General features: G+C 47.8%; 12 protein-coding genes. 3 read left to right on the top strand and 9 right to left on the bottom strand.

Going from position 1 to position 20,304, the window contains the following annotated elements; genetic code table 11:
- Positions 1-239 precede the first annotated feature (239 nt).
- From ACQ5BJ_RS02560 to ACQ5BJ_RS02545, 4 genes are all read right to left on the bottom strand, one after another.
- A complete protein-coding gene (locus ACQ5BJ_RS02560) occupies positions 240-1,010 on the bottom strand; it encodes an ANT(4')-I family aminoglycoside nucleotidyltransferase (protein ID WP_430108285.1) in 771 nt (256 codons plus the stop codon).
- Positions 1,011-1,198: 188 nt separating this feature from the next.
- Entirely contained in the window at positions 1,199-1,360 is a 162-nt protein-coding gene (locus ACQ5BJ_RS02555; RefSeq protein ID WP_005550874.1) for a hypothetical protein, read from the bottom strand.
- A 341-nt stretch (positions 1,361-1,701) separates the two neighbouring features.
- Positions 1,702-2,679: a phosphotransferase enzyme family protein gene (locus ACQ5BJ_RS02550; RefSeq protein WP_430108282.1), complete on the bottom strand. Its 978-nt coding sequence runs from the start codon at positions 2,677-2,679 to the stop codon at positions 1,702-1,704.
- Positions 2,680-2,904: 225 nt separating this feature from the next.
- Positions 2,905-3,642, bottom strand: coding sequence for an RNA polymerase sigma factor (locus ACQ5BJ_RS02545; protein ID WP_430108279.1), 738 nt, complete (start codon positions 3,640-3,642; stop codon positions 2,905-2,907).
- Positions 3,643-3,881: 239 nt separating this feature from the next.
- Between ACQ5BJ_RS02545 and clpP the strand changes: the two genes are divergently transcribed.
- Positions 3,882-4,460 (top strand): ATP-dependent Clp endopeptidase proteolytic subunit ClpP, encoded by a 579-nt coding sequence (gene clpP, locus ACQ5BJ_RS02540; RefSeq protein WP_005550878.1) that lies wholly within the window; start codon positions 3,882-3,884, stop codon positions 4,458-4,460.
- A 55-nt stretch (positions 4,461-4,515) separates the two neighbouring features.
- On the opposite strand, the gene ACQ5BJ_RS02535 is transcribed toward clpP, so the two are convergent.
- Both ACQ5BJ_RS02535 and ACQ5BJ_RS02530 read right to left on the bottom strand, forming a co-directional pair.
- Positions 4,516-5,094, bottom strand: a complete 579-nt coding sequence (locus tag ACQ5BJ_RS02535; RefSeq protein WP_430109414.1) for an NAD(P)/FAD-dependent oxidoreductase — start codon at positions 5,092-5,094, stop codon at positions 4,516-4,518.
- An 18-nt stretch (positions 5,095-5,112) separates the two neighbouring features.
- Entirely contained in the window at positions 5,113-5,382 is a 270-nt protein-coding gene (locus tag ACQ5BJ_RS02530) for a hypothetical protein (RefSeq protein ID WP_430108276.1), read from the bottom strand.
- A gap of 295 nt (positions 5,383-5,677) precedes the next feature.
- On the opposite strand from ACQ5BJ_RS02530, the gene ACQ5BJ_RS02525 reads away from it, so the two are divergent.
- Positions 5,678-5,995: a DUF4870 domain-containing protein gene (locus ACQ5BJ_RS02525; RefSeq protein WP_005550880.1), complete on the top strand. Its 318-nt coding sequence runs from the start codon at positions 5,678-5,680 to the stop codon at positions 5,993-5,995.
- A gap of 618 nt (positions 5,996-6,613) precedes the next feature.
- Complete coding sequence (locus ACQ5BJ_RS02520; protein WP_268620251.1) at positions 6,614-7,417, top strand: class I SAM-dependent methyltransferase; 804 nt, start codon at positions 6,614-6,616, stop codon at positions 7,415-7,417.
- A gap of 114 nt (positions 7,418-7,531) precedes the next feature.
- On the opposite strand, the gene ACQ5BJ_RS02515 is transcribed toward ACQ5BJ_RS02520, so the two are convergent.
- The 3 genes from ACQ5BJ_RS02515 to ACQ5BJ_RS02505 form a co-directional block, all read right to left on the bottom strand.
- Entirely contained in the window at positions 7,532-9,091 is a 1,560-nt protein-coding gene (locus ACQ5BJ_RS02515; RefSeq protein ID WP_430108273.1) for a serine hydrolase domain-containing protein, read from the bottom strand.
- Between the two features lie 86 nt (positions 9,092-9,177).
- Complete coding sequence (locus ACQ5BJ_RS02510; RefSeq protein WP_430109412.1) at positions 9,178-16,479, bottom strand: amino acid adenylation domain-containing protein; 7,302 nt, start codon at positions 16,477-16,479, stop codon at positions 9,178-9,180.
- Between the two features lie 64 nt (positions 16,480-16,543).
- Positions 16,544-20,287: an SDR family NAD(P)-dependent oxidoreductase gene (locus ACQ5BJ_RS02505; protein ID WP_430108271.1), complete on the bottom strand. Its 3,744-nt coding sequence runs from the start codon at positions 20,285-20,287 to the stop codon at positions 16,544-16,546.
- Between the last annotated feature and the right edge of the window lie 17 nt (positions 20,288-20,304).

The raw sequence follows: 20,304 nt of genomic DNA, 5'->3' as shown, positions 1-20,304 counted from the left end.
GTATCTCACATGGGGAGACAAGTTTCAAATCAGGGAAAAACAAACAGTTGGATACAACTTCGTAAACAAGTTTTATCTCAATAACAAGTATGAATGATCCTTTTTCTATGATCGAATCACCGATTCACTACCAGCAGTAATAAGAAACAAGCTCTGCGAAGAGCAGAGCTTGTTTTCAACGAAGCGCTTATTTGACAACCCGTTCTTCAATCGTCTTTTGAACGCAGCCAAGGATCTCTTTAAAAAGGAATGCGTTCTGAGTGAATCTTATAGTCATGTTCGGCAGCCCATGCGACTAGTCCGTTCCATAATTGTTCGCACGCAGCAATGATACGTTCCGGTTCAGACAACTGTCCGGACATGACCATGTTCGCGACAATATCATAGCCCTTCGGACGTTGCGGGAGCTCCAACGATTCCGGAAGCACCCTGGCTCCTGTTGAGTACAGCTTCCGATTGTGAAGACCGATCAACATGGCGCCGTATTTGGCGAATTGCATGGCCAAATACGGTAAATATGTCTGTGTGCCGGTCCGACTCGCATTCCGGAGCTTTCCGATGAACTCATACATCTCCCCTACAAGCACTTCATTAACCGCATTCGCGAAATCCACACTTGATGGCGATTCTGCCGCTTCCTTCAGCTTAGAAAAAAATCCGTCTGGATCATAGAGACTTAGCGGAGAGAAGAACGGCCCGTGTGTCAAAGCCCATTCCCCTTCCACTGTTGCAGCATCGTTCAAAACAACGCTTACACTGCGTACATTCACTTCGGCCTTCCAAGGTCCTGCTGACCATTCGTAACTGAAGTCTACCTCTTCTTCCGCGTCCTTCAGCACACAGAACATCTCAATGTCCGAATAAGGCCCGTCCGTACCTCGGGATACGGAGCCATACACCCCGATTGCAACAATTCGATTGGTATATACCTCCTGCAAGCGGTTGGCGAGCTCATAACAGGTTGCCAGTCTTTCATGTCTTGAAATTTCTACAGGTCCATTCATGTTCATCTGTGTATCTCTCCCTTGGTTTGTGTGATTGGAATGAGTGGATACAGATTCATGAATGGAGGGCCGCGGGCTTAACGAGGGACTTTCTTCGCGTGCATAGGAACTCCTCCTTATAAGTGATATCGTCTTTCTTCTACCTGTATATTTTTTCTCTATTTTACCAATTCTCGCTCCATAATGGAACAACTTCATGTGATGTACTTACGTTTACCTATTTTCGCGTTTACCTCCTGCTTCAACATCAAGAGCGCCATTCGGTACAAGGGCAGCTCCATTTCCTGCATGACATATATGAAGGCTTCCTTATCACCTGCCTGTGCCTTTCGAATATAATCTGTATGTATATCCACCTAATTTTGCACCTTCCTTATCTTCTGCTTTCTATGTCTCTCATTTGCCAACATTAGATCATGGTAAATAAAACAAAGGTTACAAGGAAAAATCTATTATGACGGCACAGTCATAATAGATACATAAGCCACTTTCCTGCCAACACATTTTAACAGGCTGATTTCAATCTAATTACGTGGTCTCCCTTAAATACGACACCAAAATGACAGACCGAAAAAATCAAATAAGAAAACCCCCGATTTCAACGATTTCGTTTGAAATGGAGGTTCTCTACTATTCTATCTATTTTCATTTACTTTTTATCGAGTGCACCTAAAAAAGGTCTCACCTATACCTATACCTATACCTGATAAAATATTCGCTCGCCTGCTAGGAATGGCAAACAATGATTCGCACAAAGCTTAGGCATTTTCTCCCGCATCCAATTATGTACGGACTCATTCCCCATTTGAAACGCATAATATCCGATAATCGAAATCAACATCATTCCTTCGATAAGAACAAGCTCTTCCGCAGCTATGTTCATAGTTCCGTAATAGCCCTCTAAGAAAATTTTACGGTGTTCTGAAGGAACCATCATCGCCCCCATGGCGATGTCTGTCAAATCGTATCCTGGGCCGAAGAATCCGAAATCAATAAAGCTTAATCGTCCTACAGGAGACATAATCATATTGCCAAATCCTAAATCACCGTGAATCAATCCCCATCTATCCGTATCGGTTCCGATTTGCTTAAGCTTATCGTTGATGAGATGAATGCACTTCTCGATGATCGCGACATCAGAAGACGCAAATAAACCGAGTTCCAACCCTTTATGTATGGTTTGAATCAAACCGTCATTATATGCAATCCCTTGCTCAGGCCGATTCTTAACACGATCTAGCGGATACCGGCGGTAAAATTCGTGGAGCTTAGCAATGTGAGATCCGAGCTGCTTGACCGATTCTGGATTCTGAAGGTCCTCCTTCTGCAGATCCCTGCCTTCCAGCCACGTTAGTACCGAACAGTTCAATCGCTGTCCTTCATGCTCGATGACGGTAATCAATTCCCCGTCTTGATTGCGCAGCGGCGACTGCACCAGCAGGCTGCTCTCATTCGCCAACGCTTCCAGCATGAGAAGTTCACCAAGCAGGCCTTCATACGTATGCTGCAAGCCTGTCATACTTGCTTTAAACGGCTGATGAACACGCAGGACATAAGTACTGCCGTCAGCTTCGCTCACTTTATATGTCCGATTCTCATTATGCCTCAAGAAAGTGATCTCAGGCTTTTGGAAGCGAAAACGGTGTAAAATGTGATGTAATTGTTCATCTGTCATCTTCAATTTCCTCTCATCGTTAAAAATTAGACATGATCGAAATATCTATACAGCCAGTCTACTTCCTAATGTTGGGATTGTCTACGGCTTGCTATCGGGCACTAAGCCTATTTCTTGGATTATGCTGATAAGGCAAGGAATATCATTTTTACTCCACTGGTCGTAACAGGAGGATTCAAATTGGAAGAAGGTATGAAAGAAGCTGATCCCTGTATGATCTTGGCTTTATGCCGCTAGCACGGCTTCGAAATGTTGGAACATCTGATTATACGCCCGCTGCTTTTGTTTATAGCGCATCTGATTCGACATCGCGTACATATTCAATACAGGAACAAGATCCTGTTCTCCCTGCACAAGTCTCAATACCTCATTGACTTCTCCATTGACAAATGCAATAGTAAGTGCCCGTATGTGGCTTCGAGCTTCTGGATTATCTGGCAGGATCGCTTCTTCCATGTATTCATCTTCCTTCACATCGTGCAGCATCTTTCGTGCTCGATGATATGCAGCCTTCACCGCCCCTTCTGTTGTCTTCAGCTTATTCGCAGTATCAGCAACAGAATACCCGAGTACGCTGCGCATAAGGAGGACGGTTCTTTGCAGAGGAGACAAGTGTGTCATCATATATTGGAAGGCGGCTTCGATGTCAATTGTACTATTCTTCTGTATAGAGTCATTGTGTTCTTGAGATTGAAGTTGCTGCTTCATCAAAATTTGATCAAATCGATGTCTTCGGCGTACTTGATCGATCCAAGCGTTTCTGGCTGTACGCAGGAGCAGCGCTTCAGGATTGTTGTGCTCTATCTCCTTGTTTCGGGTTAGAATCTTAACCCACGTATCCTGTACGAGATCCTCGGAATCCCATTTGGAATGTGAGAGAGAGAGGCAATATCTGTTCAGTACGTTGTTCAACTGCTCCAGATTGGGTTGTTCGGTGCTCTGGATTTGATCTGGATTGGTCATCCTTCACAGTCAACTCCTTCATTCATTCGTTCTCGCTTCCACTTCGTCAGCCTTCTTCTTCATGCCTTACATGAATCGTTCATGGCGGCACTTATGGTTTATCTTATCAGTAAACGAACGAAGCATGCATTGCGTTACGCTGCCCAGTGAAAAAACATTTGTCCGCTGAACCGTATCTTCTGCTGCGATCCATTCGTTTTCTTGATATTCCATGGTGGAAAAACAGAGGAGGTATTACCATGTCAAACTATATCCCTTATGTTGTTGAGCAAACGAGCCGCGGGGAACGCTCCTATGACATCTATTCCCGATTATTGAAGGATCGCATTGTATTTGTCGGTTCTGAAATTACGGATAGTCTTGCGAATAGTATTGTCGCACAGCTCCTTCTTCTTGCAGCGGAGGATTCAGACAAAGACATTTATATGTACATCAATAGTCCAGGAGGCTCGGTCACTGCAGGATTTGGCATCTATGATACGATGCAGTACATTAAGCCGCAGGTTCATACCATTTGTACAGGATTAGCCGCCTCCTATGGCTCGATCCTGCTGCTAGCTGGAGCCAAGGGCAAGCGCTTTGCACTACCCAATAGCGAAATCATGATTCACCAACCCCATGGAGGCGCTCAAGGACAGGCAAGCGACATTGCCATCAGCGCCAAGCGCATTCTCAAAATGCGCGAGAGACTTGTGCAATTAATGGCTGACCATACTGGGCAGCCCGTCGAACGAATTGAAAAAGACATGGATCGCGACTACTTCATGTCTGCCGAGGAAGCACTGGAATACGGGATTATTGACAAGATACTCAAATAGTACAGGATACGAGCGATCAAGTTGTCCATTTTCATAGGTAGCTGATCGCACAGGATCAGCCTTCTTTATTAAATCTAGCCAATCGACACGCTTGTAATTTTTCCAATTGCACATTGTCGATAATTTCCTTAGCAGCGAATCGGCTGATAAGCGCTGTTGTACCAGCGGCTAATACAAGGATGTCCGATTCCAAATAACCATTTGAGGTGTGTACGCCTACAACCTTTGCATCTCGTTCTTGAATGCTGGTAACCGTGGTATTGTAAAGGACAATTGCACCATTTTCCTGGGCTTGTTGTAACAACAAGTTTGTTGTGGCAACGGGATCTAGTCCCCCCTCTTCTTGAGCGAAGCTGGCTTCATCGGGATACTCATTCAGATTCGGTTCAAGCTTCATGATCTGTTGTCGATTCAGTTGTTGTACTCGCGAGCCTTCCATGTTCATAGGAACTCCCCAAGACAGCGCACCGCTCCAATCAATATTCAAGTCAGGAAGTTCTTCTTGCAGAGCGTGATATTCTGCGATTGCATCCTCATATAAATGTCGATACATTGCGGATGTCTGCATGCTTGAATGAATCCATGCGATTGACTTGTCGGTTGTTTCGCTAGCAGCAAATCGATTTCTTTCAATGACCGTGACCTGTGGATGTTATTTGGATAAATAGTACGCGATTGCAGAGCCAACGATTCCCGCACCAATAATGATAATTCTCAAATCTCTATTCATACAAATGTAATCTCCTACTATTCGTTTCACTGAAGCCGAACTCGCCATTTTCCTGGTGAGCTCGGCTTCGTGCATACTATATGGAACAACCTTGTACTTGATGACGACATTCCCCTTTATACGATCTGTGTCCGCATATTGATGCGCTGCTGGAATCTCATGGAACGAGCACCGTTCAATGACCGCTTTCAATTTGCATTCTCACCGGATAACGAAGGTAACGCACAACCGCTAGTTGTACCTTCGCTATTTCGTTGCAATCTGGTGGATAAAATAGGAATTATTTTGATCTAATTATAGGAATCATGCATGTAAGCAGTCATCAAATGTACAACGAGAAGATCGAATTGATAAAGATGAAGCTTGCTCCAGGCTTACAAATTCGTAATGATATTGAAAGCTTGATCGATGGGTAGGGCCAAGGTCTTATTATATGATTTATGTATAAGAACAAGACAAGAATAATGACTACTAGAGGTGAACATAAATGAAGGAAAACAAACTAATATCGGCATTTTCTTACTGGAGTGTTCTATTTGCTCCAATCTTATTCCCCATTATTGCTTGGATTGTAGGTGACTCGGAAACAAGAAGCCATGCCAAACGAGCTCTATGGACTCATCTAATTCCTAGTATCGCAGCCATTATTGCGGTGATGTTGTTTGGTTTAATTGGGGTTAGCGTTCGCGACATCGGTGTCGCATGGGGAATCGGTGCAATTATCGCGTTTTGTGTATGCGGTGTGATTAGCGTGTACTACTTTGTATGGAATATTATCAAAGGGATCCAGGTTATCAATTCTTAATTCATTTCGAATCTGATTCTTCTTCTGCTCGACCAGAAAATTATTTACGCCACACAAAGGTACCTCTTTCGATTGGAATAGAGGTACTTTGTGTGGCGGATCATGTTCAAATTCAATGATAGTATTTTCTTTAATCTTCTATACATTTCCCCGACAATCATATTGAAACGCAGGCTCCGTCTGTAAGAAATAACCATATGAATAGAATAGATTATGAAAGGTGACGCGTACAAGCAGCTAGAAATAGAGTTGAAATGCGCCCATTTTGCATGTGCTGTCAGATCCAAAACATAGCTTTTTAAAATACGTATTATATTTATGAAAAGAGTTTCTGGTCAGTTAACCCTGAGAAAGGCACCGACCAAAGTTCCCTTACGTTTAACGGATCCGAACAGGATACTTTACTGTGATTATAAAATGAATCCGAAGCCATCAATCCAAATACCCGAAACTTCAACCTTCATTGGCCCCCGGCAGTTCGTGTTCAGATGCCATATTCTCTCTAGTTAATACATACTCTATTAAAATAATGGAATGCCTATCTATGTTGGTAATAACAAGTATTTATGGTAATATAAAGATGGATTTCTGAAATACCAAAATTAGGAGTTGTTTTCTATGGATATCAAAACGTATACCCAATCAAACCGTGAAGCTTGGAATGAAGTGAATCCGATCCATCAGGTACATAACCCCGTGAACTTGAAAGAAGCGTTTTTGCAAGAAGGATATTCCACTTTGGACCCCCTAATTACTGAACTGCTTCAAGATCTGGGTCTCCGAGAGAAAAATGTGGCGCAGCTTTGCTGCAATAATGGCAGAGAAGTGTTGTCACTGGTGAATCTTGGGGCGCAAAGCGGAACTGGCTTCGATATTTCGGATCACGCCATTCAGGAGGCAAAGGATCTGGCGGATATATCCGGCTTGCCATGCTCATTTGTCCGCACTGATGTATACGATGTTGATCTGACCGAGCATGCTGGTAAATATGATCTGATCTACATATCGATCGGCGCGCTCCCCTGGCTTCCTGACCTGGGCAAATTTTTCAATCTCGCGGCCAATATGCTGGCGAAGGACGGTCAACTCGTCATTTATGAAATGCACCCGTTGTTAAACATGCTTCCCTTAGAAGACGAGCCTGAATTTGAAGATCCTTTGAAAATTGCCTTTTCCTATTTTAAAACCGATCCATGGGTTTCCACGAGCGGAATTGACTATGTTGGAAAGACAACCTACGAGGCAAAAACGAATTACAGCTTTAGTCATACGTTGGCATCCATTTTCAACGCCATTATTCAAAGCGGCATCAATATTACGGAATATAAGGAATATCAGCATGATATTTCTAATATTTACGCTCATGTAGAGAAAGAACAGAAGCTCCCGATGAGCTTCACGTTAGTCGGCCAAAAGAGGTAGATTCCACCTAATGGATCGTGACGAGCAGTAGGAGGTACGGGTTTTTCTTTCATGCGCCGTACCTCCAATTTGCACCCGGTTTGCCTTCCCTTCCCCAATCTTTCCCTAGCCTGCTTAATCCTGCATCGTTTTCGTGATGATAGAATTGTCCCTTCTGAAAGTGACAAGCAAGAATGCGTACAGCAGATACAACACCCCAGGCACCATGCTGCCGTACGCGGCCCATGCCAGCGAAGCCGATGACCAAACGATAACAAATTCCCAGGGCAATCCACGGGTTAATTGGTGAAGCAGCAAGATGTAGGTTGTACCAAGGATGACGACAAATAACCCGTGCATACCTAATAAGAAACCTTGCTTCCGATTGTATGGAACTCGTCTTCTTCGCCTATTTCGAATATCAATCAGCCCTTTGCCCGTCAGAAAGAGCAGGACAAGTGACAATCCCCCCCATAATCCCGTAATCCACATCGCTACCTGATCGACGAAAAGAAATCCATTGGTGCTGCGATCTGCCAGCTCGGCATGCTTGCCTGACCAGATATCCATGATTGCCCGCCCCATATGTGCGCCTTGTTCGCTGTTCGTATTCATAAGCACGGCAATGCCCGTCCGTGCGGCGGGATAGAGCGCTACAAATGAGGAAAAAGCAGGATTATTTCCGGCATGGGATATTTCTTGTTTATCTCTATATACGCTCCAGCCGCTTGCATAATAAGAGCCGTCCCCATCCGGCGCCACGGTTCGATCCGGTTCATGTGAAGCTGTTATCAAGGAAGGCCCGATGCCTCCTAATGTTATATCCTGCAGTTGAAATAGCATCCATCTCGCCATATCCCGGGCACTGCTCACGATATAGCCTGCTGGGGTATTTCCGCGATATATTGGCGGCTGATAGTTGCGCTGCCTGCCAAAAAAGACCTTGTGCCCCGCAGCCATATCCTGCGTATAAACGGGCACTGTGGCGGCCACCGTCGAGGTCATGCCCAAAGGCTCAAATACGGACTGTCTCATAAATTGTTCATAGGGCATTCCACTTGCTTTTTCGATGATAAATCCAAGCACGTCATAATTGATTGTCGCATATTCGAAGCTGCTTCCGGGCAATCGTGCCAGTGGTTGATCGACGAGTGCGCGTACAGTCTGTTCCATGGCAGTTTCTGCTTCGCTTGCCGGGATACGGCCGATGGATTCAAACGGAATTCCGCTTGTATGGTGAAGAAGCTGATGCAGCGTAATGATTGCCGGTTTCCCGTTATAGGTCATCCGCAGCCAAGGTATATAGCTAGTGACAGGATCGCTTTGCCTCAATAGCCCCTTTTCCTCCAATAGATGCACGGCCAATCCTGTAAAAGCCTTGCTTGTCGATCCCAGTTCGAACAGCGTCCTGCTCGTGACGGGCTTTTGTGCCCCAAGATCCGCATATCCGAAGCCTTCTTCCAGAACGATCTTCCCTTTATGAACCATAGCCAGGGATAATCCGGGAATTTTGCTGGCAAGCATCTGAGCGTGCACATATTGCTTTATGGCTGCAAGCCGCTGTTCTTGAGCATGCTCATCCCCTGCTTGAGCTGCGGGATCGGCGTGTGAGGGCATAAGAAGCAGCAACGATACGAATGAAATGATAACGGCAGTCATCAATTGCTTTCCCCGCCGTTTCCAAGAACTGCTCATCGATATCCCCCTTGAATTCAAATCGTTTCGATCAAAAGCAGCAGATGATTGCTCATCTGCTGCTTTTATGACTATGTCCAGGTGATTCAATTTGGTGAATCACTCCGCTTTGCTTCTACGATTCGGCTCAAATCACGAATCGTCATTGCATCGTAAAGCTCCCGAAGCGTGAATTTAACGCTGAAAACTTTGCTAATTCGCGTAATGACTTGCGTTGCCAGCAGTGAATGTCCGCCCAGGTCGAAGAAATTATCTGTTACGCCGATTCTTTCAAGCTGGAGGATTTCTTTCCATATGCCGCAGATGACTTGCTCTGTATCCGTCTCGGGGAGGATGATTTCACGCTGTGTGAATGGACTGACGTCCAATTCGGCCAGTGCCTTCTTGTCCAGCTTCCCGCTCGGCGTAGTTGGCATGAACGGCACGAAGATAACTTGATCCGGCACCATATAGTCTGGCAGGGAGTGTTTTAAGTGGGTTCGCAAGGCATTTGCGCTTAAATAGTCCCAGCTATCCGCCGCAGAACCCGCGTCGCAAGGGTGCTCCATCCACACGCTCGGCTCGATATATTCTCCGATTCCCTTTTCAAGATCGATATGAACGGGCTGAAGCGTCCCTTTCACCTGATATTGTCCGCTCTTTTCGAACGTTCTGCCCGTCCATTTTTCCCAATCCGAGATGCTGCCCCTGATAGACTGAGATTGAACTGCAATTCCAATCATGCGTGCGCCAGTCCGTTCATGCGTGCGCAGCCAATTGTCCTGAAGGTGCCCGTCTTCCCGTCTGAGCGTGCAGTAGTCGGAAAAGCTTAGCTCCGGAAAATCTGATTTTCCTGTCGGACGTACCGGGACGATAACCCGTTCCATCTTATGTCCATGTGCCAGATGCTTGAAAGCGCCAAGCAGTACGGAGGCCAATCCGCGCCCCTGGTACCTCTCATTTACGACTCCGGCAAGAATGAGCAGCGTATTAGGCTCTTTCTTGGCTGCACTATCTTCGAAAGCTTGGATAAGCCCTGAATCCCACCCTTGGGGAAGCCCGCTGTCGGTCTTGTCCCAGCAGATCGGAATGGTGTTGCCGACTGCTGCTACCTCACCTTTGGAATCTGTCAGGGCGAATTGGTATTCCGGAAATTTAACGAATACTTCGGGCCACAGGGCTTGGAATACCTGATCTCCTTCAAAAAATTCGGGCCATGCCGCTAAATGAACGGCATCCATTTTTGGCTTCAGAGAAGGGATCTGTGCAAGGGTGTGCAATTTCAGACGTTCATTATTTACGATGAATGGCTGCAGGGCATCACTTAGCTCGACATATGCGACCAATCCATCCATCCTCTCGTTTTGCACATGAAGGACGGCGCATTTGCCCACACTCTCGTGAGCCGCCAAACGACTTTCAACCTCTTCAACCTCCACGCGGTTCCCGCGAACCTTGACTTGGTAATCGACCCGACCGATATACAACAAATTTCCGTCTTCTGTATATTTGGCCAAATCCCCCGTACGATACAACCGTGATTCGGGATCACGGGAGAACGGATTGGGAATAAAACGTTTGGACGTTTCCTCGTAATCGGCAAGATAGCCTCTGGCGAGCGCAGGAGAAGCAATATACAGCTCTCCAGGCACCCCGATTGGCACCAATTGATGATGCTCATCCAATAAGTAGACGCGGTGATTACTGATCGGGCGGCCGATCGGAACTTGATTCCCCTCTGCCCCCCGCGCGCAAATATAGGTGACGGAATCCACACTCGTTTCGGTAGGACCGTAATGATTGCTCAGGCTGCTTGCAAAACATTCGAAAAACTTGTCCCGGATCTCCTTTATAAGCGCTGCTCCTCCGCACACGACGTGGCGCAGGCTTGGAAGTTCCGAAAAATCGCCACGCTTGCGGGCGTCTACGAAAGCTTCCAGCATAATCGGAACCATCTGCAGTACAGAAACCCTGTGCCGGGCAGCCAATTGACCGATTTGTACCGGATTTTTGCGTTCCTCCTTGCCGGCAACTACAATCCGTGCTCCATAAGCAAGCGGCCAAAAAATCTCCGGTATGGAAGAGTCAAACGTATAGGTCGTTATCAGCAGTGTTGAATCGCGGTCTGTCAACGGGTAGGTTCGCTGCGTCCACTCAAGCAAATTGACGAGGCCGCGATGTTCAATTTCAATGCCTTTCGGCAATCCGGTCGAGCCTGATGTAAACATTACATAGGCCAAATTTCTAGAATCAAGAGACAGTTGCAGGTCAGCAGGAGATTCCTTTTCCAACTCGGAAGCCTCTTCATCTAGGAGCATCCATTGTTGGAAAGGAAGCTGTTTATCTTGTGCAAGCCGCCCTTCCGAAATGATGATGGACATCCCTGTCCGGTCGGCAATCCATTGCCGACGCGAATCGGGAAGATCGGGATCCAGCGGAATATAAGCTCCTCCCGACTTTAAAACCGCAAGGAGCGCGATAATCATGTCCTCAGACGGATCGAGCAATATCCCCACCTTATTTTCTGGCCGCACTCCTTTTCTAATTAACGCGCGCGCCAATTGGTTTGATCTGGAATTCAATTCTTGGTAGCTAAGCGTCCGGTCTGCAAATGTCACAGCCGCATGATTGGGCGTTCGGCGAGCCTGCGCTTCAAACAAACGGTGAACACAGGTTGCATCGTTATAAGGGTGGTCTGTCCGATTCCATTCCTCAAGCAGCGTGATTTTGTCCTTTGCAGTCACAAGCTCAAATGTCTCCAGCGGCTTCGATGGTTCGCTTAGCACTTGCTCCGTCAGCAAGAAGAACTGCTCGACCAAACGCTGGGCAGTCGTTCTCTTGAAGAGATCCGTATTATAATTCAGATTGATTTCAATACCGGATTCCAGTTCGTCGAAAACATAAGTAAGATCGAAGCGTGCGCTAATCTCTTCGAAATCAAATGGCTGCACCTTATAAGACAAGCCTTCAAAACTCAGTTGACTCAACATCTCTCTTTTATTGTTTTGCAAACCGTACATGATGGAAAACATCTTGGTGCGCGACAAATCCGTATCCGGACGCAGTTCCTCAATGATAAAATTGCTTGGATATAAATGGTTGTCATAGGCTTCGATCGACGTTTTCTTCACCTGCGCGGCAAGCTGCTCGAAGCTCATTCCCTCTCTGATGCGGCAACGGAGCAGCATCGCTTTGGCAAATAGGCCGAGCACATGCTCGATCCGGACGTCGTCACGATTGGCAATCGGCGAGCCTACAATAAAGTCCTTTTGGTTGCTTAGCCTGTACAACTGTAAATTTAACACCGTTAACAAGAACATGTTCAAGGTAAGGCCTTGTTCCTGGCAATACCGATAAACCCGGCTTTCCAATTCGGAATCGAACCGTCCCAAAATAGTGCCGCCCCGGAACGTCATCTGCGGCGGGCGCGGGAAATCGGTTGGCAGTTGCAGTCCGTTAGGAGGATCGGCAAGCTCCTTCAGCCAATATTGCCGGTGCTCTTCCAGCTTGCCGGTTCGCACAGCCTCGTTGATCCATTGCATATAGTCGGTGTACTCTACTTCCAAATCCGCCAGTTTCGGCGATCGGCCCATCATTTCGGCATTATACAGTTCATTCAATTCTTTAAAAAGCTGAATGGACGAAGTCTCGTCCCAAATGATGTGATGTGTGGCAAACAAGAAAAAGTAACGATTCCCTTTGAATTCGACGAGTCGAATGCTGAAAAGAGGCCCCGTTTCGAATGAAAATACTTGATTTGCATGTTCTTGGGAAAGCCGCCTAACGGTCGCCTCCACATGGTGTTCGGGAATGTGCGTATAATTCTCGCACAATAAGTGAAAAGGAAAATCCGCCACCGGTGTAATATATTGAAACGGAATTCCGGAATTTTCATCAATCCTGAAATATGCCCGCAATACGGAATGACGCTCAATAAGCATTCTCCATGCCCGCTCAAATGCATCTAGCTGCAAGTGGCCCTCGAACATAATGTCAAAGCTGACATTGTAATAAGGATTGTCTGGTTCCAAAACGTGAAAGTACCATTCGGGCAATTGAACCGGCGCAAGTTCGTAGGCATGCTGAGGCGGCCTTTTCAAAATTGGAGACAATTCGCTGATGTTCGACTTCCCTTGTCGCGCTACCTGCTCATCCAACAAAGCCGCCAGATCCTTGAGAACAGGCGTCAAAAAGATTTGTTGCAGCGCAATTTGGATGCGTAGCCGATCACGAATCCGGTTGACCACCTTGACTGCGCTGATAGAATGTCCGCCAACGAGGAAAAAATTATCGTCAGGCGCGATTTGGGTTGCTTCAAGCGACTCTTTCCAAATGTCGATCAAGGCGGATTCCATCATAGTCTGCGGCTTGGAAGCAAATACGGGCTCGTTTTCTTTTAGCGTATCCCGCAGTTTCCTTAGTGCATGCCTGTCGATCTTCTCGCTGGCAAGCAGCGGCATGCCCGGAATGCAAGTAAGATGGGCCGGTACCATATAGTAAGGAAGCTGCTGGTGTAGGTGGTTCCTGAGCGAGTCCGGCTCCAGACCATTTCGGCTTGTATAAAAGGCAGCCAGCGCTTGGCCCCCGTCGGATTCTGGGATGACGATCACCGCTACCTCGTCTACTTCCGGATGCTTGCCGATGCAGCCCTCGATTTCGCCCAATTCGATTCGGAACCCGCGGATTTTAACTTGAAAGTCTATTCTGCTGAAAAATTCGAGCTCGCCCTCCGGCAGCCAACGGCCCAGATCCCCCGTGCGGTAAATGCGGGCCTCCGGATCGTCGCTGAACGGATCAGGGATGAATTTTTCTCCCGTCAGTTCGTCGTTCTTCCAATATCCGCCGCCGACGCCAATCCCGCCGATCCAAATTTCGCCCTTCATGCCCACGGGAGCAAGCTTATGGTACTTATCCATAACGTACAACTGCATATTAGGAAGAGGTCGACCGATCGGAATACGAATCTGATGTTCGGTTATAGGTCCCTCCAGCACTTTTTGAGTCACGTCGTCCGAGCACTCAGTCGGTCCGTATGCATTAATGAGCTTGATTTCCGGAAAATGAGAAAACCAAGAATTTACGAGCTTAACGGGCAATTCTTCGCCATTTGCAATCATCCAACGCAAATTCGGCAATTGACGTTCTTCCTTGGACACGAGCCCAACCGTGTCAATAAACGCAAATAACATGGACGGAACCGTTTCTATAATCGTAGCGCCGCTTTTTTTCAAATGCGCTAACAACAGCGTTTGATCTCTGGATGTCTCAAAGGAAACGAGTGAGGTTTGGGCCCCTGCCATAAGCGCCGTCATGGCTTGCCAGATAGATACATCGAAGCTCACGGATGCATTTTGAATGATGACATCCTCATGCGTAACGCCAAGCGTCGTGATCTTCGCATATAAATGATTGATCATTCCATTATGTCTAACAAGTGCGCCTTTGGGGTTGCCAGTCGAGCCTGACGTGTAGATCATGTATGCGATATCGGATGCTGCATTGACATGCTGCGGATTGTCGGAAGGCATAAGGTCGGCATCTGCTTTATGAAGAATCTGGAAATCTGCATCATCGCAGGAATCGAGCTGATCCAGGCAGACAATCGTGCGCACAGAGCGAGAGGACATTCTCCTAGCGCGCTGAAGCAGCGCTCTCTGCGTGATGACAATACCAGCTTCGCTATGCTCCAAAATATAAGACAGCCGTTCATCGGGCAAATTCGGGTCGACCGGCACATAGGCGGCGCCGCTTTTCCATATTGCGATCAATGCCGCTACCCATTCCAGGTTGCGCTCGCTCATGACGGCGACGAATTGATTGCGGTTCGCCCGCTGCTTTCTTAATAGATGCGCTAACCTGTTGGCGCGTTCATTTAATTCCCGATAGGAGACGTCAACGCCTTCAAATGAAAGCGCGATTTGATCCGGCGTGTCCTCTACTTGCTTTTCGAATAAACTTTGAACCGGCTCGTGGGTCGGAAAGTCCAGCTTCCAATGATTGAATTTTTCCATGACCTGCTTTTTTTCCTCATCGACGAGCATGTCCAGATCGGCGATCCGGATGTTAGGAGTCTCTAGTGCATGCTGCAAGAGCTGAATAAAATGAAGACTGAGCCTTTGCATCGTATCTGGGCGGAACAAATCCGAGTTGTATTGGATATAACCGTCAATATAGCCGTCTTTCTGGTACAGCTCGAATACGAAATCGAAGCCGGTAAAGCGGATGTAGTCTAAAGATTTATGGTAAGCAAGTGTCATATCATTGCCTAAATCTACGCTGCTTGCGGCATCCGTTTTTAAGGTGTGAACCTCGAACAACACATCGAATATCGGGTTGCGGCTAAGGCTTCGTTCCACCCCAAGATCCTCAACAATTTTGTCGAACGGGTATTCCTGATTTTCATGCAACTCAGACACAGTCTGCTTCATTCTCAGAACAAAATCCTGAAACAACTCGTCTCCCTCTACCTGATTGCGCACGGGCAGCGTATTCACGAAGCAGCCGATAACGGGCAAGACGTCCGGATGAACGCGACCGGACAGGGATGTTCCGATAATAATGTCTTCATTTCTCGTATACTTGGCGAGCAGCACATTGAATACGGCAAGCAAATACATATAATGGCTGACGTCGAGACTTTCGCATGTCTGCTTGAGCCGTTCCATCCATTCACCATCAATAATGACGGGGACAGTGCTTCCGTTGAAGGATTGCAGGGCCGGACGAGGGAAATCGAGCGGAAAGTTCAGATCGGCTCGTTCTCCCGCCAGCTTGTCCGACCAAAATCGTTTCATGCCGTCCAGCTCTCCTTCGGCAAGACGGTGATTGTGCCAATGGGCAAAATCCGCATATTGCACATCCAGAGGCTCCAGAGGCGACGGCTGGCCATTCAAGAAAGCTGCATAGTTGGCCATGAGCTCAGACATGAACACATCCACAGCCCATCCGTCGGAAATAATATGATGTGCCGCAATCAAGCATAAATGTTCATTTTCGGCCAATCTATACAGATATACCCTTACTAAAGGGGGTTGCTTCAAATCGAACGCCTGGTTCAACGCAGAATCAATTCGCTGATTCAATGCCTGGGATTGCGTTTCCTCCGGCAAACGGCTCAAATCTTCATGCTGAACCTCGAATGGCAATTTCTCATGAACAAGTTGAACCGGATTCCCGTCCTCCTCCATAAAGCAGGTGCGCAGCGTATCGTGCCGGTCGACTATAACTTGAACCGCTTGCTTGAATAGAGCTTCATTCAATGCACCCTGGAGTGTAAACGCGGTTGAAACATGAGTCATGGCATGAACGGAAGCCTCCTGCACAAACTCAAGCTGTTCCGTAAACCAGAACCGCTTTTGCGCATGAGACAATTCGTATTTGTGGATGGCCGCTTCCGCCTCCAAATTCATTTTCACGTTCCATCAATCCTTTCTGAATGCGGTTATCATGCAAGCTGCAATTCCAAGTTTTTTGCTACGACAATGTCTTTGCCTTCGGGATTGATTTCATTTTAGGCCTTGAATCATGTCCTTTGGCGGTCGATTCCAGATACTGACTCAATTTTCTTAACGTTTCATGCTCGAGCAGAACGGCAACGTTCAACTGAATGCCGGTTCTTTTGGAAAGCTCCAGCATGATTTCCATCCCGATCAGCGAGTTTCCACCCAGAGCATAAAAGCTGTCGTCCGGATCGATATGGTGAACGCCCAAACTCCGTTTCCATATTTCAGCCGTAGCTTGTTCAATGTCGGCAAGCTGCATTTCTTTCAGGTTCAACCCTTCGGTGCGTTCGGTTTGAACGAAATCAGATGCGCCAGGGACAACATCCGTAACTGAGGTCGAACGTGCTTGGTTCATCTTCGCCGCAATTTCGTCCGCGAATCGGAACGGCAGTATGCCATGCTGCATAAGATTTTCATTGCGATATTTACTGCGGTAGGCAATTGTCCCAACGAATGATTGGCGAATTCCTTTGCGAATTATGGTGTCTAGCGCTTCGATGCCTTCAGCATTCGTCAGCTTTTCGAACAAATCGTCATCGGCGACCCCATGTTCATAGGACATTCCTGTCTCCGCCCAAGATACCCAATTGATAGTTTGCGTGCGCTTTCCTTGGCGATTGCGATAGGCTTGGAAAGCATCGAGATAAGCGTTGGCCGCCGTATAGTCGCCTTCACCAAGGCCGCCAGTCAATGTCGTTGCGGACGAATAGAGGATGAAAAAGTCCAGTTGGTCATGCTGCGTGCATTTATCCAATATCCATGTCCCATGAATTTTGGGTCGAACGACCTCGCGGAACTTGGCTTCCTGGCGGTTCAAAAGAAATCCCGATCCCCCTACGGCGGCTCCGTGAACAATGCCTCTGATGCTGCCGTGCTTGGTACGTAGAGCGGCGAAAAGCTCCTGCATGGCTTCATAATCGGCTACATCCGCGCTATAGGGATGAACCTTTGCTCCGAGCTGCTCGATCTCCATAATCGCTGCGATTTTTCGCGCCGTACTTGTCTGGTTCGCATCAGTCAATATTGAAGGCCACATGGAACGATCCGGCAAAGGGGTACGATTCAACAAAGCGAGATTGACCGGTGATTTAGCCGCGAAATATTTCGCCGTCTCCAGCCCGATGCCGCCCATCCCCCCCGTAATGACGTAGATGCCGTCAGTATGCAACTGCAGCGGAACATCCGGCTCTTCCTCAAACAAAAGCGGGGCGAATTGCTCCGTATAACGCTCTCCGCCCCTAAATGCGACATGATACGAATCGGACGATACGTCCAGTTCCTGAAGGATTGTGGCCAGTGGAGTTTCATCGTCCCAATCCACGGCGCGGCATTTGAGCTGCGGATTTTCAAGTCCGACAACCTTGCCCAGCCCGAACAGCGCGGCATGCTCCGGATGAATCTGCGGTTCAAGCTGATTTACTTCTTGCGCATATCGTGCGGTCAAAATAAGCTCAATAGGCTGGGATCGCTGCAGCATTGCCAGGGATTTGACACAAGAAAAAAGACTGTACAAGCCTGCATGGAGCGTGTTCTCCAATTCCGCGAGTGAACGGGGATGGTGGTCGCAGTCCAAGCCGCCCATATGGACGATTTTTGTTAGACGCTCCGCCTCCACGCTTTTGAGCACGAACCGGTAACCTTCTTCCGAGCCGTCGGTAACGTAACGGTAATCGTTCAGCTTCATGTTATGGATATCCGGTACAATCTCGACTTCAATGACGCGTCTCCCTTTCGAACGCCATTTTTTCACCAGCTTTGCCCCGAAACCCGACTTGTCCATAATTGCAAGCACTGTACCCATATCCGATTTGTTCGCGGCAGCAGGAAGCTGTTCTTGAATCCATTTGAGCGTGTGAAATTTCTGCTCCTCCGGAAGAACGGGCAGATTCAGCCAGCATGAGCTTGCTTCAAATGGATAGGTAGGCAAATTCCGCTTATTGACGTGAAATGGATAACAGGCTTCCCATATCACCTCGCTACCCTTCACGAACAGCTCCGCCAGCTCAGAAAGCTCACGATCCGCCGGATAGATGCTATCCTTCACATCAGCCTCTGCCGCCATGCCAAAATAATGGCCATACTCCGGGCGATGAGTCAGACCGTGTGCCTCGATTGCCCCCAACCTTAACTGTAAATCGCTTATGCTGGAACACCGTACGGCCAGCCGCCATGGATGGTGGATTCTTCCCGTATTGGCGGTGTAGCATATCTCCGTCAGCGGAATGGGCGCATGTTCGTGCAAAAATGCAGTATAACGTTTAACGAGATGAAGCAGCGCTTCGCGCGTTTTGGCCGACAAAAGCAGCAATTCTTCTCTTTCGGGATAGCTTGTCGATCCTGGTTCGGGAGCTTCTTGTAACACGATGTGGCAGTTTGTTCCGCTCATGCCGAACGAGCTCACCCCGCATCGACGAGGCGTTGCGTCTCGTGGCCAGGGCTTTACGCGGTCATTGACGTACACAGGAGAGCGGATAAAGTCAATTCGTGCATTCGGTTTGTCGAAATGGAGATTTGGCGGCAGTTCCTTGTGCTTAAGAGCCAGCACCGCTTTTATAACCCCGGCAATCCCCGCTGCGTGATCGAGATGGCCGATATTCGATTTGATTGATCCCAATGCGCAAAACTGATTTTTATCGGTATATCGGCGAAAAGCGCGCTGTATCGCATCGACTTCTATCGGGTCGCCCAGCTCCGTCCCAGAACCGTGCCCTTCCAGATAACCGATGCTTTGCGGCTCAATGCCTGCGTCTCTCCAGGCTTGAATAAGAACATCTTCCTGCGACAATACATTCGGCGACGTTATGCCAATGGAGCTTCCGTCTTGATTAACGGCGCTTCCCTTGATTATGGCGTAAATCGCGTCCCCGTCCCTGACAGCCTGAGGCAGCGGCTTCAAAATAAGCGCTGCCACCCCCTCGCCCGGACCAGTTCCATCGGAATAGTCATCGAATGATCGGGTTCGTCCGTCCGATGATTCGATGCCGATTCTTTGCGAGGTATCCAGCGGCAAAATATAGGTTTTCACCGAACCGGCAATCGCCATGTCGCATTCCCCAGCGCGCAGGGATTGGCAAGCCTGATGTATGGCAACGAGCGATGAAGAGCACGCCGTATCAATCAGCATGCTTGGCCCCTTCAAATCCAGTAAATAAGAGATTCGGCTAGCGATAATCGAACGGATATTTCCGGCCAGCGCCACGCTCATTGCATCGGGCTCCAATAGTTGCAACATCCGCGAATACTCCCCGTCATCTCCGTAACCGACATATATGCCCGTACGGCTTCCGGCCAGTTTTCTGCCGTCGTATCCCGCATCTTCAATAGCGGAGAATACAGTCTGCAGAAACAGCCTTTGGTTCGGATCCATCAGGCTTGCCTCGCGGGGGGACAGATTAAAAAAACGGTAATCGAACGAATCGATATTGTCGAGACAGGCGCCTTTGTAGAATTTCGCCTGATAGTCCGTTCCATATGCGACCGCCGCATAGCGTTTCGCTTGCTTTTGTCTACTTGCGGAAGGCAGCCTGACACTATCCACCTTGTCCCTGATGTTCTGCCAGAACGCATCCGGATTGTTGGCTTGCGGCATTTGCAGAGACATCCCGATAATGGCCACATCTCTTGAAGATGGAGCTTCATAATGCTCGGCATGCGAAGACATGTTATCGCGTTTCAGCAATGTAACTTTGTCGAACCCCAGCTTTTTCTTTACCATAACGACTTCCTTTCTGC

Source organism: Paenibacillus sp. B1-35 (assembly GCF_050474385.1).
Taxonomy (GTDB): Bacteria; Bacillota; Bacilli; order Paenibacillales; family Paenibacillaceae; genus Paenibacillus_B; species Paenibacillus_B alvei.
This window is presented reverse-complemented; position numbering and strand designations above follow the sequence as displayed.